The sequence below is a fragment of the Flavobacterium sp. CLA17 genome (genome assembly GCF_013112255.2).
Taxonomy (GTDB): domain Bacteria; phylum Bacteroidota; class Bacteroidia; order Flavobacteriales; family Flavobacteriaceae; genus Flavobacterium; species Flavobacterium circumlabens.
The window spans coordinates 1,249,846-1,264,781 of the sequence record NZ_CP068294.1 but is presented as its reverse complement, the minus strand read 5'-3'; the positions used below and the strand labels follow the sequence as shown (position 1 = coordinate 1,264,781).

Here is a 14,936-nt window from a genome sequence, read left to right as displayed (position 1 = left end):
AAAGATGCACACAGAATAAATAACCTTATTCGTGGTGTACAAGAAGTAAGACTAGTAGGCGAAAACATCGAACCAGGTGTATTTAAACTTGCAGAGGCTTTACGTTTAGCGGATCAATTTGAATTGGATTTGGTTGAGATTTCACCAAACGCTGAGCCGCCGGTTTGTAAAATCATGGATTACAAGAAATTTGTTTACGAACAAAAGAAACGTGATAAGGTATTAAAAGCTAAGTCAACACAAGTTGTCGTAAAGGAAATTAGATTTGGTCCTCAAACGGATGAGCATGATTACGAATTTAAAAGAAAAAATGCTGAGAAGTTCCTGAAAGAAGGTGCTAAACTAAAAGCATTCGTTTTCTTTAAAGGACGTTCTATCATCTATAAAGATCAGGGTCAGATTTTATTATTACGTTTGGCAACTGATTTAGAAGAGCACGGTAAAGTAGAAGCTATGCCTGTTTTAGAAGGAAAGAGAATGATTATGTTCATTGCTCCGAAGAAAAAGAAATAGTGTTCAGTTTTAAGTCTCAGTGTTCAGTTGTGAACTTGAAACATTAAACTTGAAACAAAAATATAAGTAAGTAAGAATAAATTAAAACACTAGGAAAAATGCCTAAAATGAAAACAAAATCTAGCGCCAAGAAACGTTTCAAAGTTACTGGTTCTGGAAAGATTAAAAGAAAGCATGCTTTTAAAAGTCACATCTTGACTAAAAAATCTAAAAAACGTAAATTAGCTTTGACACACTCAGCGCTAGTTCACTCTACAGATATGAAAAGCATCAAACAACAATTAAGAATTATCTAATAATTCTTTAGGTTAAAAATCATTTAAATATAACCTTGGAGTATGGCTTTTAAGTTCCTTTGATTTAATTCAGGACGCCTGCTACAAAAACACATTAAAATTATGCCAAGATCGGTAAATTCAGTTGCTAAAAGAGCAAGAAGAAAAAAAATAATGAAGCAAGCCAAAGGTTTCTTTGGTAGACGTAAAAACGTTTGGACAGTTGCTAAGAATGCAGTAGAGAAAGCAATGTGCTACGCTTACCGCGATAGAAAACAAAACAAAAGAAATTTCCGTGCTTTATGGATTCAACGTATCAACGCTGGAGCCAGATTAGAAGGAATGTCTTATTCTCAATTCATGGGTAAAGTTAAAGCTAACGGAATCGAATTGAACCGTAAAGTTCTTGCAGATTTAGCGATGAACCACCCTGAAGCTTTCAAAGCAATACTTAATAAAGTAAAATAAACGTTTTATAAACTCAATTTAGATTACTTACTTATCATAGAAAACCCAGTCAAACGACTGGGTTTTTGTTTTTATAGAATCACCATTTAAATTAATCAGTTTAAAAGATAGCTTCGTGATGAAAAATTTTCTAATCCTATTATTTACAATACATAGCTTGTCTACCATCGCACAAGTAAATAATCTTGACAAAAAGACTATCAATACCATAATTGGTGTAATTGACAAGCGAGATGTCAATTGTAAATCTGAAATTGAAAGAGCAAAAATGGATTTTAGGTTTCAAGAAATCTTTTATTATATTGAACCCGAAGGATATCTTGATAGCGATTCTAAAAGACACCATCCTTATTTAAATAAGTTACTAAAAAAAAGAGGAATTGAATTTCGTGAATCTTCTGAAACAGAATTTGCGTTATTCCATATAGGAGATGATGTAGAAAGTTATCCCGCAATAACCAACTGCTACTGTAAGGCATTTAATGAATTATTAAATCTAAAGTACGGTCGCAACTTTACAAAAGACATTGAAAAAGCAGCTGACAGTATGTATGTAATGAGTAGAATAGATGATCCTTTTCAATATCCTATCGGAGTCGACAACTATTGTATAGTATATCCAAAAGCCGCAGATTTCCTTGATCAGAAAATTCAAATTCAAAAAGATTTTTTTTCCAATTTCAAATATCCGGCTGGTTTTATGCATCTAATACATAAAAGAGATTTTATGGCGAAAACCATGTTTACAATAAATAAAGATGACAAAGTCTCTGATATCAAGATAAATCTTGAATTTGAAAATCCCGAAAATCAAAAATTTTATAATGATATCGTTAATTAACTTATTTATTTCATTGAGAATGCAAAATGGAAAGCTGCTGTCTCTGGCGGTATAAAAGTAAACAGCTCCTTTAAGATTAACTTCTACAATGAAATTATTTAGCCTTCTGAATTTAAAAAGTACATTTGTATAAGAGCAAAACTTACTTTATGCACAAGTCCCTTTTTGACCACATCGAAAAATTTGTCACATTAGAACCTTCAGAAATTGATACTTTGGAGTCGTGTTTAAGTTTGTCTAAAATCAAAAAGAAGGAACATGTATTACAGGAGGGGCAAATCTGCAATACGCTCTACTTTATTGTAAAAGGCTGCATGAGGCAATATATCATTAATTCAAAAGGAACCGAACAAACACTTCAATTTGGCATAGAAAATTGGTGGATTACGGACTACCTCAGTTATCATAACCACACTCCCTCCCATTTTTATATTCAGGCCGTAGAAAACTGCGAGGTTATTGCTATCGAAAAACCAGCCCTTGAGTCTATACTTATTCAGATTCCAAATCTGGAACGGTACTTTAGAATTGTTTCACAAAAATCATTTGGGGCAGCGCAAATGCGGATTAAGTTTTTGTTTACAATGTCTGCAGAAGAAAGGTACCATCATATTAATAACCTGTTTCCTGAATTTGTACAACGTGTTCCTCAATACATGCTTGCCTCCTATTTAGATTTTTCGGCTGAGTTTATGAGTAAAATAAGGGCGGGAAAAATCTAATCGGAATTTCTTGAAGTAGTTCAAGTTTTGAAAAGCAGATATAGCTGAACTTTGTATCAAACTTAAAAAACAAGTACAATGAAACCAAGAATCGTTATCCCGAAAGTAGCCCCGGAAGCCTATCAAGCCATGTTAAGTTTAGAAAAATACATCGCTTCAACATCATTAAATCCTGTTCATAAGGAATTCATTAAAATTAGAGCATCGCAAGTAAATGGGTGTGCCTATTGTATTAACATGCATACTGCAGATGCCCGAAAATTAGGTGTAAGTGAACAACGTATTTATTTATTAAGTGCCTGGCGCGAAGCTGATATCTACACAGAAGAAGAAAAAGCAATTTTGGCATTGACTGAAGAGGTGACCTTAATTAGCCACCATGTCTCTGAAGAAACATATGCCAATGCAGCCCAATATTTTGATGAAAAATCCCTTGCGGAAATAATTATGATGATCATTACCATCAATGCCTGGAACAGAATTGGAATTGCTACGGGAATGAGAGCCGTATAATTTTAAAGATAAGTTTTACAAAAAAATTGCAAATACAAACCCTCAACTTCGAGGGTTTATTTGTATATAGCTGTATATGAGAATTTCATCATTTTTATTTTAATGAATATCTAAAATACCGTATTTATACGTGCTCCCATTTTATAGAATTTTCTATTTTTGGCGCAATGATACCAAAAAGACTAATTTACCTTTACATATTTTTCACTCTCACTGTCTTTTCTTCTTGTCAAAAGAAAACTATTCTCATTCCAAAAGAAACAAAAAGCAAAACAGAAATTCAAAAGCTTATTGTAACTGCTGATAAATTTAATACCAACAAACAATTTGACAGCGCTTTTTATTATTACAATAAAGCCAAAATAAATTGTAATCCCGAAAATAACACCGATGCTTATGTTCATTGCCTGTCCAATATGGCAGAGATACAGCAAGATCAATATGACTTTATTGGCAGTGAGACCACTGTCAAGGAAGCTTTGCCGTTTTTAAATTACATAGAAGATTCAGCCGACTGGAAAATCTATACTATTCTCGGCACTAACAATACCAATATCTACAATTATGACAATGCCCTTTACTACTTTAATAAGGCATTAGCTTTAAAAACAGATGAGATCAGAAAACTAAAAACAAAAAATTATATTGCCTCTGTTTTTATAAAACAGAAAAAATACAGTGAAGCATTACAACTATTACTTGCTTTAAGTATCAATAAAAACATTCAGGAGAATCCGGAAACTTACTCTAAAATACTGGACAGGACAGGCTTTTGCTATTTTAGACTCGAAAACAGGGTGGCCTTGTCATTCTACACCAAAAGTTTAGAAATAAAATCTGAACTGAAAAATGATTCTGAATTGGGCAAAACCTACTATTATCTTGCGGAGTATTATCAAAAATACAATCCGGCTTTATCGACGAAATATGCTAATTTGAGTTACGATAAATATACGATTACCAATTGCATTGACAATCAATTAAGGACTCTTGCGCTTCTTATCAAAAACAATTCCGATACAGAATTAAAAAAAAATTCAATTACCTATGTTCAATTAACTGATAGTATTTTTGAAATAAAGCAAAAAGCAAAAAATCTATTTGCAAAGATTAAATATGATTCGAGAAAAGAAAAAGAAGAGAACTTAAAATTAAAGTCTCAAAAAATCAAAAACGAACTGCAGTTAGCAAGACAAGAAACGCGGAATATAATCTCTTATGTTATCATTTTGCTGGCTTTGGTCTTCATTATTATTCTGTATTTTTATCTAATTTCAAGAGCAAATCGCGAAAAACTCAAAGCAACTTATCATAGTGAAACCAGAATTTCGAAAAAATTACATGATGAACTCGCTAATGATGTGTATCATGCCATGGTTTTTGCTGAAAATAAAGACCTTTCGATACCGGAAAACAAAAAGCAATTATTAGATAATCTGGATACTATTTATTCCCGAACCAGTGACATCTCAAAGGAAAAATCTCCAATCAATACTGAAGAAGACTATAAAACTTCATTAAAACAAATGATTTCGGGATTCTATACCACGAATATTAATCTTTTAGTAAATGATTTAGACACAATCGCATGGGATGAAATCGAAAAAACAAAAAAAATAACGATTTACAGAACAATACAGGAATTACTTGTAAACATGAAAAAGCACAGTAAGGCAACATTAGTGGTAATTACTTTCAAAAAAATCACTACTAACATCCTAATTAATTATACTGATAATGGACAGGGTATTGACCTTAACAAAATAGTCCTGAAGAATGGACTTCATAATGTAGAAAATCGAATTTTTTCGATAAAGGGAAGTATTGATATTGAATCAAATCCAGGAAAAGGCTTTAAAATCTTTATTAAATTTCCGTTGCAATAATGAAAAAATATATAAATCTTTTTCTAAAAAAAACATCTGTCAAATACTTTCCGGTCAAGATGGTTATACTGTTATTGATTATTTCTTCTGTTCATTCCTGCAGAAGAGATAATCATATTAAACCTAAGGAAAAAAATCATACTGCTGAAATTAAAAAAATCATGGATGCTGCAGATGCTTTATTTGACAATAATAAAAGAGACAGTGCTTACAAGTACTTTAATAAAGCTCTGGCAATTATTGAACCTAAAAAAAATCCTGATGAGTATGTTTATTCTTTAGCCTGTATGGCTGAAATGGTACAGCTTGAAGGAGACTTCATCAAAAGTGAGTACCTGCTGACTAAAACTATGCCTTATTTAAGCAAAACAACTAGGCCCCGATTTAAATGGTATGTATACACTATAATGGCTAATAATTATAACAATACTTACGATTTTAAAAATGCGGTCCTATACCACAAAAAAGCATTAGAGCACACTATTTCTACTTTAAAAAAGAATCAGACTTTAAGTAATATTGCAGGTATTTACGGTAATCAGGAAAAATACGATGAAGCCATAAAAATATATTTGCCGTTGGTTGAAAAAAAATACATAGATAAAAACAATTTAGATTTCAGCAAAAGAAATCATGCAATAGCGTTGAATGATCTGGGGTATTGCTACTATAAAACTAATAATCGTAAGGCATTACAGTGTTTTAATGAAAGCTTGAAAATTAACCTTCAAATAAATGATCAGGAAGGTATAATGTTCAATCACAGATTTATCTCGCTCTATTATCTAAAAAAACATCCTGAGCTTGCTAATCAACATGCAAAAATAGCTTACGAAATATCCCGTAAAAACCATTTCCCTACAAAGAGAGCAAATTTTTTAAACATATTAGTAAAATGCAGTACCGGAAAAGATCTGAAAAAATACGCTCTCGAATACATTCATCTTATTGATAGTATTAAAGAAGTCAGGCTGAAAGCAAAAAATTCGTTTGCCCAGATTAAATACGATTCAGAACTGGACAAGGCAGAAAATCTACAGTTAAAAATGCAACAGGCAGAAAACCAATTACAACTGGAACGACAAAAAAACCGGAATATAATATCTTATATCATTATTTTCTGCATTCTGATCTTTATATCATTTCTCTCTTTGCATCTCCTGCTAAAAGGAAGAAGAGAAAAGAATGAAGCCATTTACAACAGTGAAATACGAATTTCAGAGAAACTAAAAAGTGAACTTTCAAACAATATTTACAATACTATTACTTTTGTAAAGAGCGAAAATCTCGAAAAAAGCGAAAATAAAGAACAATTACTAAACAATTTAGAAATTATATATTCACGCACCAGAAATATCTCAAAAGAGAACAGTTATATTGTAACTGATGAAAATTATGTTTTTATTTTAAAAGAAATGATAGCCGGATTTAAAACTCCGAATGTAAATATTTTACTGAATGGTCTGGATACAATTGACTGGAACAAAGTTGATAAGAACAAAAAAATAATTCTTTACAGAATAATTCAGGAGTTATTTGCCAACATGAAAACGCATAGTGAAGCTACTTTGGCCAGCATCACTTTTAAAATAAATAATAAAAAATTATCCGTAAATTACACTGATAATGGCGTTGGGATTACAAAAAATACATTTATTTTAAAAAATGGACTACAAAATGTGGAAAGCCGTATAAAAACTATCAACGGAACGATTAATTTTGGCACTTATTCCCAAAGTGGATTTAAATTAAGTTTTTCTTTTTCTATATAAAAAAACAGTAGTATGTTCAAAAAGGTTTTAGTTGCAGAAGATTTAGATAGTATAAGCATAGGAATTATTCAGGTTCTTGAAGATTTGAACATTCCTGTAATTGATCATGTAAAGTATTGTGATGATGCGTTATTAAAAATAAAAAAAGGAATGACCGAGAACAGTCCTTATGACTTACTAATAAGCGATTTGTCATTTAAGTCGGATCACAGAAAAACAAAGCTTTCTTCGGGTGAAGAACTCATAGGGGCTGTAAATAAGGTACAGCCTTCCATAAAAAAGATTATATTTTCGATAGAAGATAAATCGTATCGTATAAAATCTCTTTTTGATGATTTAAAAATCAATGCCTACGTAACTAAAGGACGCAATAGTATTGATGAACTCAAAACCGCAATTGAGAAAACTTTTAGAAATGAAGAGAAAATAGTATCCTCTGACTTATCACTTATTTTTAATGACAAGGCTTTAATTGAAATTGAATCTTACGATATCTCTATCTTAAACCTTTTGGCTAAGGGTTATACTTTAGAAAATATCTCAAATGAATTTAAAGTCATTTCAATAACTCCAAACGGGACAAGCAGTATTGAAAAAAGAATCAATAAACTAAAAATATATTTTAAAGCTAACAACAATGTTCATTTAATTGCTATTGCAAAGGATTTTGGATTGATTTAGTTTTAGTCTACTTACGGTTTCCCGTAAGGAAATCAGCTTTTATAACTTTAAATTTGTGTAGAATCTATTAAAACATCAATGAAACCAAAATCCAGAATTAATTTAGAGAACAATAAAAGCCGGAAATTTTTGTCCAGAATTAATACGCCTAAAAATAAAATTGTCATCAAAGCTATGTTACTCTGTCTTTTTCTTTCAATTTCTTTTGCTTTTGTATCAGAGAAAACAGGATGGATAGAGGTAGACTGGAATATTATTTTTATCCCTGCACTTTTAGTTTTACAAATAATAATTATAACAACGGCCCTAAAAAACAGATATAAGAAACATTAAAGTACTGGTTAAAAAAACCATTTATTCGCAAGAAGAAGCAGCAAATTTTGAAATGCTTATATTTGATCCTTTAAATACTGCATGAAAAATATTCTAAGTCTTTTAATACTATTCCTTACTTTTCAGTCTTTTTCACAGGTAAAAGTCCTGTCCTGGAACTTAGAGAATTTTGGGAAATCAAAAACAGAAGCTCAATTAAACTTTATCGCAGGCACCCTTTGCGAGTATGACATTATAACCATTCAGGAAGTTGTAGCAGGTCATGGCGGCGCTCAGGCGGTAGCAAAACTTGTTGAAATTTTAAATGAAAAAGGTTCCAAATGGGATTATCGTGTAAGTGATCCTACCAGTGGCAGCAGTTATAAAAAAGAACGTTATGCCTTTATCTGGAAAACCAATAAAGCACGACTGAAGGGAAATGCCTGGCTGGAAAAAAAATATACGCTGGAAATTGATCGTGAACCTTATTTTGCAAGTTTTGCAATTGGTAAAAAAACAGTCACCTTAGTTACTTTTCATGCGATTACAAAAAGTAAACAACCTGAAACAGAAATAAAGTATTTTAAATTTCTGCCACAGGAATACCCCGCTTTAAATTTGGTTTTTATTGGTGATTACAATTGTCCGCAATCACATACTGTTTTTAATCCGTTGAAAAAAATGGGGTATACTACCGTTTTTCAAAATCAAAAAACAACTTTAAAACAAAAATGTATAGCTGAAAATTGCTTAGCCTCAGAATTTGACAATATCTTTTACCGAACAAATTCTTTATCTAACCTCAATTCCGGCATAATTCTGTTCTATAAAAAGTTTGTTTCCCTGAAAGAAGCCCGAAAAATATCGGACCATATTCCTATATGGTTTGAATTTTCAATCCGATAAGCTACGTTTTAAGCTTTTTCTTTTTTGCTGCGGGAAACAATACATTATTCAGAATTAACCTGTAACCCGGAGAATTTGGATGTAAATCTAAAACGGTTGGCGGATCTCCTACCTGATGTTGAAAATCTTCCGGATCATGACCTCCGAAAAAGGTAAACATTCCTTTCCCTTTTTCTCCGTGAATGTATCTGGACTCCCCGTTAAGTTCGCAAACGCCCATTACCAAAACATTGGATTTTATTAAAGCCGAATCAAAAGAGGTCGTTTGTCCCATAAAACCTTTTACCAGCTGTGTATGATTTTGACACAACATACTTGGAATTGGGTCCCATTTTGCAGAAAACTCCATTAAAGAAAAATAATCTTTTTCCATTGGAATTTTTCGTTTTGAAGTCATATCAATATCTGAAAACTCATATACTTCAGGTTTTCGTTCTAAAGTGAAATTTTTAAACGCAAAAGAATTGGCATAATTTAGTTTGGACTGATAATTGGATTCACTCGCATCTCCGTCAAACATGGCTTCACAAATATCAACTCCATCTGAAGCGAGTGCAATATCAAAACTATCGGTTGCAGAACACATTGCAAACATGAATCCTCCGCCTACTACAAAATCCCTGATTTTTTTTGCAACCGCACCTTTCTCCTGTGATACTTTGGCATAGCCTAATTTAGCGGCCAGTGCTTCAGCGTCCCTTTTTTGGTCAATATACCAGGGTGTATTTTTATAAGCGGAGTAAAATTTCCCATATTGGCCCGTAAAATCTTCGTGATGCAAATGCAGCCAATCGTAAAGCAGTAACTGATCACTCAGAACTTCTTCATCATAAATTGGGGTGAAAGGTATTTCAGCATACGTTAAAACCAGCGTTACGGCATCATCCCAGGGTTGTTTTCCTTTTGGTGTATAAACGGCAATTTTGGGTGCTTTTTCAAGAACTACGGATTCCATATTCTGAGAAGGGCTCGAAATATCATTTAAGATAGAAGCTTCTTCACTATCTGAAATTATTTCAAAACTAACTCCCCTGATTTTACATTCCTTTCTAATTTCCTCTACATCAGGCAATAAAAATGAACCTCCGCGGTAATTCAGCAGCCAGCTGGCTTTGTAATCTTTACTTAAACACCAGTAGGTAATTCCATAAGCTTTGAGATGATTCTGTTGTGTAGTTTCATCCATTGGCACTAATAGGAAAGAGGCTTTGGCAGTTAATGAAAATAGAAGTATGAAAATATAAACCAATCCTTTATTCATCAGAAAATTATTTTAGTAAAGATATAAAGGAAGGAGTAAAAAATGCAACTGCATACCTGTTTTATTAAGGCCGTGTTAGTAAAATAGGAAAATTTGTCAGAAGAATGTGCAAAATCACGTAAAAACACCTGTATTTCAACTACACTTTCTAATTAAATTTGTGGACTAATAACCAATTATATAAATCAATGAAAAATTTAATCATGAAACCCAATGATGGCAACAATGAACCAAAGGGATTAAATGTAATACAGAAAATAGGTATTTGCTTACTTGTCTTAACTATAATAGTGTATTATGTTTTATCGATTCAATTTCTGGCAAGTTGAATTTAAATGGTTAAAACTGCAATTTCATTTTGAATTGCATAAACGACTAATCCGGCAATATTCCTGGACTCTGTTTTTAATAATAGATTATTTCGGTGGCCTTCGACAGTCCTTGGACTTAAAAAAAGCTGATCAGCAATTTCAGAAGTTGTTTTTTGCTGACAAATAAGCTGAAGAATTTCTATTTCACGTGGTGACAGAAACCCGGTTTCTAAGTTACACTTATTATTTTTTGAGGAAATGATGGTGTCCTGGATTGTTTTTAAAACAGTCTGACTGTAGTAAAACCCTTTTCGGGATACCTCATTAATGGTGTGAATTAAATCTTTTGGAGTGGTATTTTTTATGAGATAAGCAACAGCTCCAACCTGAATCATATTGGCAACGAACGATTTTGTATCGTAACTTGTTAAAGCTATTATTTTTATGTCCGGATAAATTTTCCGGATAATTTTTGTGGCTTCAACTCCATTGAGAACAGGCATTTTCAAATCCATGATAATAATATCCGGTTTTATTTCATTGTCTTCTAAACGGGAAATGAGTTCTTCTCCGTTGGAAGCTTCAAAAATAATTTCGATATTTTCTTCTCTTTGCAGTAAAAAAGAAATTCCTTTCCGAAATAAAATTTCGTCATCAACTAAAGCAATTTTAATAGCACCGCTCATTTTTATTTGGTTTTGGTCGTTTAGTTCTGCCGAAATTACAAAATATGCTTTGAAAAAAAAGAAAAATACCTTTGTTTATTAGTAAAAATTTGACTTTTGTCTTAAATTCTACTTTAAAAAGTAAACATTACAGCAATACCATTGCCTGATTGTGAATTTATTTGGATTGTTCCGTCCAGAAATGATACACGGCTGTCTATATTTTTCATACCAAGACCTTTTTGATTTTCCAATTTTTCCATATCAAAACCTACTCCGTTATCTTCATAACTACAGGTTTTAATCTGATTATCATTCCTGAAGGCAATCCAGATTTCGCTGGCTTTCCCGTGTCTCATGGAATTGTTCATTAATTCCTGCAGGATTCTGAAAACATGCAGATGGCGATCGATATCCTTGTCATCAAAATCAATTTCATTTTTATAATATACCTTTACCGCTTTTGAACTTTCGAACTCTTCACACAGTTCTTCAACAGCAGCATTAAGTCCAAATTTCTCAAAAACGGGCGGTAATAAGTTATGTGCAATTTTTCTGGAATTCTCTAAAGCCTTTGTTGTGAGATTGATGATATTCTCGGTAATTTCAAAAGTTTCTTTCTCAGTAAGGTTAGGAGCCGTCAGTAAATGACTGTTTAAGGACACAATATTCAGTTTAGAACTGATGTCATCATGTAAATCCTGAGCAATACGTTTACGTTCTTCTTCCTGGGTTATAATAACAGCATGTAATTGTTCCTTTTGATACTGTAATACCAAATCTTTCTTTTCCAGTTCTTGCTGAATGATTTTTTTTCTTGAAAAATAGAAAAATACGACCAATGCAATAGCCATAACCACAAAAAAAAGCGATGTGTATAATATTATAGCAACAATCTCTTTTTCAGGAATTGAATTTATACTCATATAAACCTATTTATTTCACTTTTATAACAGCAACGATTAAACAAAAAAATTTAAACTAATAAAGCGGCTTTTTTATAAAAACTTTTTTTCCATTCGTACAAAATAAACAGCTGATTTATTAAAACTAAAACAGCATTTAATGTCCAACTTAGAAATTTCAGATTTTCACTTAATCCGATTGTTAAATTACCAACCAAAAACAAAATTGTGCTTGCCAGTAAATAAATTATGATGCCGACTGTGATAAAGTAATATTCTTTTTTATCCGTCAGCATATCATATAAATGCAAAAGGGCAAAAAACACAACCAGTAAAGAAGTGATCGTAATTTCGAATAAGTTAAACTTAGAAAACATACCCGGGTCAAAGAGATACTGAATTGCTAAAACCAATAAACCTGCAGAAGTTCCAATCAGTATTATTTTCTTTTTTACGACATCTTTCACCAGCAAAAAATAGAATATTGCCAATAATATTAACTGTCCGACAAAGTAAAAATGAGACATGAAAAGATTTACTTTTTTACAATAAAGCAAAATGACGCAAATAAGCTGCACAGTAACCAATAAAGCCAGGTAACAGGTAAAAATTTTATAGGCTTTTCCAAATTTGGAAAAGCCTGTGATATATAAAATAAGGTTAAGTATTAAAAAGAAATAACCTGTATTTGCAATTAGTTGATACATTTTTTAAGGATTCATAGGACTTGAAGGATCTCCGTTTGGAGGACATGGCTGCGTCATATCATACACAACACCACCACCGTCAGCTTCACCATCTTTAGCGGCGGTTGCTCCTGTTTTGAATACATCTTTGTAGATTCCTGTTTTAGCATCTAATTTTGTACCCACAAACATTAAAACCTGCTGACCTGCATTATTAATTCCTTTGTAAGCACGTACGGCATCAATATCCTGGTCCAATACTTGTTTCAGGGTTTCTAACGGAATTAAATAGGCGTCAACTTTGTTTTTGCCATCTTCCTCCAGACCCGATGCTCTTCTGTATTTTTCGGCCCATACTTTACCTTCCGCCACAGGAACTTCTACACTTCCTAAATTCTCTTTTTCTAACATAATATAATTTGTTTTTGGTTACAAGTTAATATGCAATTATTTTATTAACTGCATTGCTAAACTACAGAATTATATTAAGAAAATTCACAATAAGAGATAAAAAAAAAGCCTTAAAATAAGGCTTTACAATTTCTTAAAACGGAACATCACTGTCGTCATCGTCATCATTTAAGTTACTGCCAAAGGCTTCATTTGCCGAAGGGAGATTTTTAGTTATAAACGGATTTTCTTCGTGATTCATTTTAGAAGGCAAATCGTCATAATTACCTGAAAAATCATCAAGGTTATCAAATTTTCCAAGATGCCCTATAAATTTCAATCGAACGTTTTCGATACCACCATTACGGTGTTTCGCGATCATTATTTCTGCCTGACCAGTGGTTGGCGAAGCCTCATCATCATCCCATTCATCAATTTTATAATATTCCGGTCGGTATAAGAACGAAACAATATCAGCATCCTGCTCAATAGCTCCGGATTCACGAAGATCCGATAGCAACGGACGTTTACTGGAACCACGCGTTTCAACGGCACGCGATAGCTGCGAAAGTGCAATTACCGGTACGTTTAGCTCTTTTGCCAAAGCCTTTAAGTTTCGGGAAATTGTAGAAATTTCCTGCTCACGATTTCCTCCTCCTTTACTATTTCCTCCCGCAGTCATCAATTGCAAATAATCGACAATGATAATTTTAATACCGTGTTGTGAAACCAAACGACGACATTTTGCCCTTAAATCAAAAATAGAAAGCGAAGGCGTGTCATCAATAAATAAAGGTGCTTTCTCTAAGTTTTTAACTTTGGTACTCAGCATCTCCCATTCATGAGGCTCTAATTTACCTGTACGTAATTTCTCTGATGACAATCCGGTTTCTGATGAAATTAACCTTGTGATTAACTGAACAGATGCCATCTCCAGAGAGAACAATGCTACGGGATGTCCAAAATCAATAGCCATATTTCTGGCCATTGAAAGTACAAATGCCGTTTTTCCCATCGCCGGTCTGGCCGCAATAATAATTAAATCACTCGGCTGCCATCCGGAAGTCAGCTTATCTAAGTTGGTAAAACCGGTTTCAACACCACTCAGACCTTCTTGTTTTGCAATTTCTTCAATACGTTTTTTGGCCTGAAGTACTAAACTCTGGGCAGTTTCAGAACTACGTTTAATATTTCCCTGTGTTACCTCATAGAGTTTTGATTCAGCTTTATCCAGCAAATCAAATACGTCTGTTGTTTCATCATAAGAGTCTTCGATAATTTCAGTTGAAATACGAATCAAACTTCTCTGAATAAACTTTTGAAGAATAATACGGGAGTGAAATTCGATATGCGCGGAAGACGCTATTTTTTGGGTAAGCTGAATTAAATAAAAATCACCACCCGCCAGTTCTAATTTTCCATTTTTTTTAAGCTGGGTCGAAACGGTTAACAAGTCAATTGGCTGCGTTTCTGTAAAAAGCTGGACGATCGCTTCAAAAATAAATTTGTGAGCATCTTTATAAAAAGCATCGGCCTGTAAAATATCAATTACATCATCTACCCCTTTTTTATCAATCATCATTGCCCCAAGTACAGCTTCTTCTAAATCAAGTACTTGCGGTGGTAATTTCCCTCTTTCTAAATTAATAATTGTGGTTTTATCTACCTTTACAGGATTTACATTTTTGAAATTTTCCATATAGCGAAAGTAGCAAAATTTAAAAAAACAATGCTATCGAGTTATAACTATTAATTGTTTATAAATATGTTTTTTTTGTTGATAACCAAAAAAAAATCCGAAACTGTAGGGCTTCGGATTCTTAAATAAT

General features: G+C 32.6%; 16 protein-coding genes. 10 read left to right on the top strand and 6 right to left on the bottom strand.

Going from position 1 to position 14,936, the window contains the following annotated elements:
• Positions 1–15 precede the first annotated feature (15 nt).
• From infC to HAV12_RS05580, 10 genes are all read left to right on the top strand, one after another.
• The gene (infC, locus tag HAV12_RS05625; RefSeq protein WP_213308157.1) at positions 16–513 is read left to right on the top strand and encodes a translation initiation factor IF-3; all 498 of its coding nucleotides are present in this window, start codon (positions 16–18) and stop codon (positions 511–513) included.
• Between the two features lie 98 nt (positions 514–611).
• On the top strand, positions 612–809 hold the full coding sequence (rpmI, locus tag HAV12_RS05620) for a 50S ribosomal protein L35 (protein WP_007810722.1): 198 nt from the start codon (positions 612–614) through the stop codon (positions 807–809).
• A 102-nt stretch (positions 810–911) separates the two neighbouring features.
• Positions 912–1,256: a 50S ribosomal protein L20 gene (rplT, locus tag HAV12_RS05615; protein WP_007810721.1), complete on the top strand. Its 345-nt coding sequence runs from the start codon at positions 912–914 to the stop codon at positions 1,254–1,256.
• Between the two features lie 118 nt (positions 1,257–1,374).
• Entirely contained in the window at positions 1,375–2,097 is a 723-nt protein-coding gene (locus HAV12_RS05610) for a hypothetical protein (protein WP_205423352.1), read from the top strand.
• A gap of 149 nt (positions 2,098–2,246) precedes the next feature.
• The gene (locus HAV12_RS05605; protein WP_171568807.1) at positions 2,247–2,819 is read left to right on the top strand and encodes a Crp/Fnr family transcriptional regulator; all 573 of its coding nucleotides are present in this window, start codon (positions 2,247–2,249) and stop codon (positions 2,817–2,819) included.
• Positions 2,820–2,897: 78 nt separating this feature from the next.
• Positions 2,898–3,332, top strand: a complete 435-nt coding sequence (locus tag HAV12_RS05600) for a carboxymuconolactone decarboxylase family protein (RefSeq protein WP_171568806.1) — start codon at positions 2,898–2,900, stop codon at positions 3,330–3,332.
• Between the two features lie 167 nt (positions 3,333–3,499).
• Positions 3,500–5,218 (top strand): ATP-binding protein, encoded by a 1,719-nt coding sequence (locus HAV12_RS05595; protein WP_171568805.1) that lies wholly within the window; start codon positions 3,500–3,502, stop codon positions 5,216–5,218.
• On the top strand, positions 5,218–6,990 hold the full coding sequence (locus HAV12_RS05590) for a tetratricopeptide repeat-containing sensor histidine kinase (protein ID WP_171568804.1): 1,773 nt from the start codon (positions 5,218–5,220) through the stop codon (positions 6,988–6,990). Before HAV12_RS05595 ends, HAV12_RS05590 begins: the two co-directional genes overlap by 1 nt.
• A gap of 12 nt (positions 6,991–7,002) precedes the next feature.
• Positions 7,003–7,671, top strand: coding sequence for a response regulator transcription factor (locus tag HAV12_RS05585; RefSeq protein WP_171568803.1), 669 nt, complete (start codon positions 7,003–7,005; stop codon positions 7,669–7,671).
• A gap of 414 nt (positions 7,672–8,085) precedes the next feature.
• The gene (locus HAV12_RS05580) at positions 8,086–8,889 is read left to right on the top strand and encodes an endonuclease/exonuclease/phosphatase family protein (protein ID WP_171568801.1); all 804 of its coding nucleotides are present in this window, start codon (positions 8,086–8,088) and stop codon (positions 8,887–8,889) included.
• Position 8,890: 1 nt separating this feature from the next.
• On the opposite strand, the gene HAV12_RS05575 is transcribed toward HAV12_RS05580, so the two are convergent.
• From HAV12_RS05575 to dnaB, 6 genes are all read right to left on the bottom strand, one after another.
• Positions 8,891–10,150: an asparagine synthetase B gene (locus tag HAV12_RS05575; RefSeq protein ID WP_171568800.1), complete on the bottom strand. Its 1,260-nt coding sequence runs from the start codon at positions 10,148–10,150 to the stop codon at positions 8,891–8,893.
• 331 nt (positions 10,151–10,481) lie between these two features.
• A complete protein-coding gene (locus HAV12_RS05570) occupies positions 10,482–11,147 on the bottom strand; it encodes a response regulator transcription factor (protein WP_171568799.1) in 666 nt (221 codons plus the stop codon).
• Positions 11,148–11,260: 113 nt separating this feature from the next.
• The gene (locus tag HAV12_RS05565; protein ID WP_171568798.1) at positions 11,261–12,052 is read right to left on the bottom strand and encodes a sensor histidine kinase; all 792 of its coding nucleotides are present in this window, start codon (positions 12,050–12,052) and stop codon (positions 11,261–11,263) included.
• 50 nt (positions 12,053–12,102) lie between these two features.
• Positions 12,103–12,738: a hypothetical protein gene (locus HAV12_RS05560; RefSeq protein ID WP_238698792.1), complete on the bottom strand. Its 636-nt coding sequence runs from the start codon at positions 12,736–12,738 to the stop codon at positions 12,103–12,105.
• A 3-nt stretch (positions 12,739–12,741) separates the two neighbouring features.
• Positions 12,742–13,128, bottom strand: a complete 387-nt coding sequence (locus tag HAV12_RS05555) for a hypothetical protein (RefSeq protein ID WP_132038314.1) — start codon at positions 13,126–13,128, stop codon at positions 12,742–12,744.
• 133 nt (positions 13,129–13,261) lie between these two features.
• Positions 13,262–14,806: a replicative DNA helicase gene (gene dnaB, locus HAV12_RS05550; protein ID WP_132038315.1), complete on the bottom strand. Its 1,545-nt coding sequence runs from the start codon at positions 14,804–14,806 to the stop codon at positions 13,262–13,264.
• Between the last annotated feature and the right edge of the window lie 130 nt (positions 14,807–14,936).

Coding starts and splice junctions, on each gene's coding strand:
- HAV12_RS05560 (WP_238698792.1), bottom strand. CDS start 12,738: ATGTATCAACTAATTGCAAATACAGGTTATTTCTTTTTAATACTTAAC.
- HAV12_RS05555 (WP_132038314.1), bottom strand. CDS start 13,128: ATGTTAGAAAAAGAGAATTTAGGAAGTGTAGAAGTTCCTGTGGCGGAA.
- HAV12_RS05570 (WP_171568799.1), bottom strand. CDS start 11,147: ATGAGCGGTGCTATTAAAATTGCTTTAGTTGATGACGAAATTTTATTT.
- HAV12_RS05580 (WP_171568801.1), top strand. CDS start 8,086: ATGAAAAATATTCTAAGTCTTTTAATACTATTCCTTACTTTTCAGTCT.
- HAV12_RS05575 (WP_171568800.1), bottom strand. CDS start 10,150: ATGAATAAAGGATTGGTTTATATTTTCATACTTCTATTTTCATTAACT.
- HAV12_RS05590 (WP_171568804.1), top strand. CDS start 5,218: ATGAAAAAATATATAAATCTTTTTCTAAAAAAAACATCTGTCAAATAC.
- rplT (WP_007810721.1), top strand. CDS start 912: ATGCCAAGATCGGTAAATTCAGTTGCTAAAAGAGCAAGAAGAAAAAAA.
- HAV12_RS05595 (WP_171568805.1), top strand. CDS start 3,500: ATGATACCAAAAAGACTAATTTACCTTTACATATTTTTCACTCTCACT.
- HAV12_RS05600 (WP_171568806.1), top strand. CDS start 2,898: ATGAAACCAAGAATCGTTATCCCGAAAGTAGCCCCGGAAGCCTATCAA.
- HAV12_RS05610 (WP_205423352.1), top strand. CDS start 1,375: ATGAAAAATTTTCTAATCCTATTATTTACAATACATAGCTTGTCTACC.
- HAV12_RS05605 (WP_171568807.1), top strand. CDS start 2,247: ATGCACAAGTCCCTTTTTGACCACATCGAAAAATTTGTCACATTAGAA.
- rpmI (WP_007810722.1), top strand. CDS start 612: ATGCCTAAAATGAAAACAAAATCTAGCGCCAAGAAACGTTTCAAAGTT.
- HAV12_RS05585 (WP_171568803.1), top strand. CDS start 7,003: ATGTTCAAAAAGGTTTTAGTTGCAGAAGATTTAGATAGTATAAGCATA.
- HAV12_RS05565 (WP_171568798.1), bottom strand. CDS start 12,052: ATGAGTATAAATTCAATTCCTGAAAAAGAGATTGTTGCTATAATATTA.
- dnaB (WP_132038315.1), bottom strand. CDS start 14,806: ATGGAAAATTTCAAAAATGTAAATCCTGTAAAGGTAGATAAAACCACA.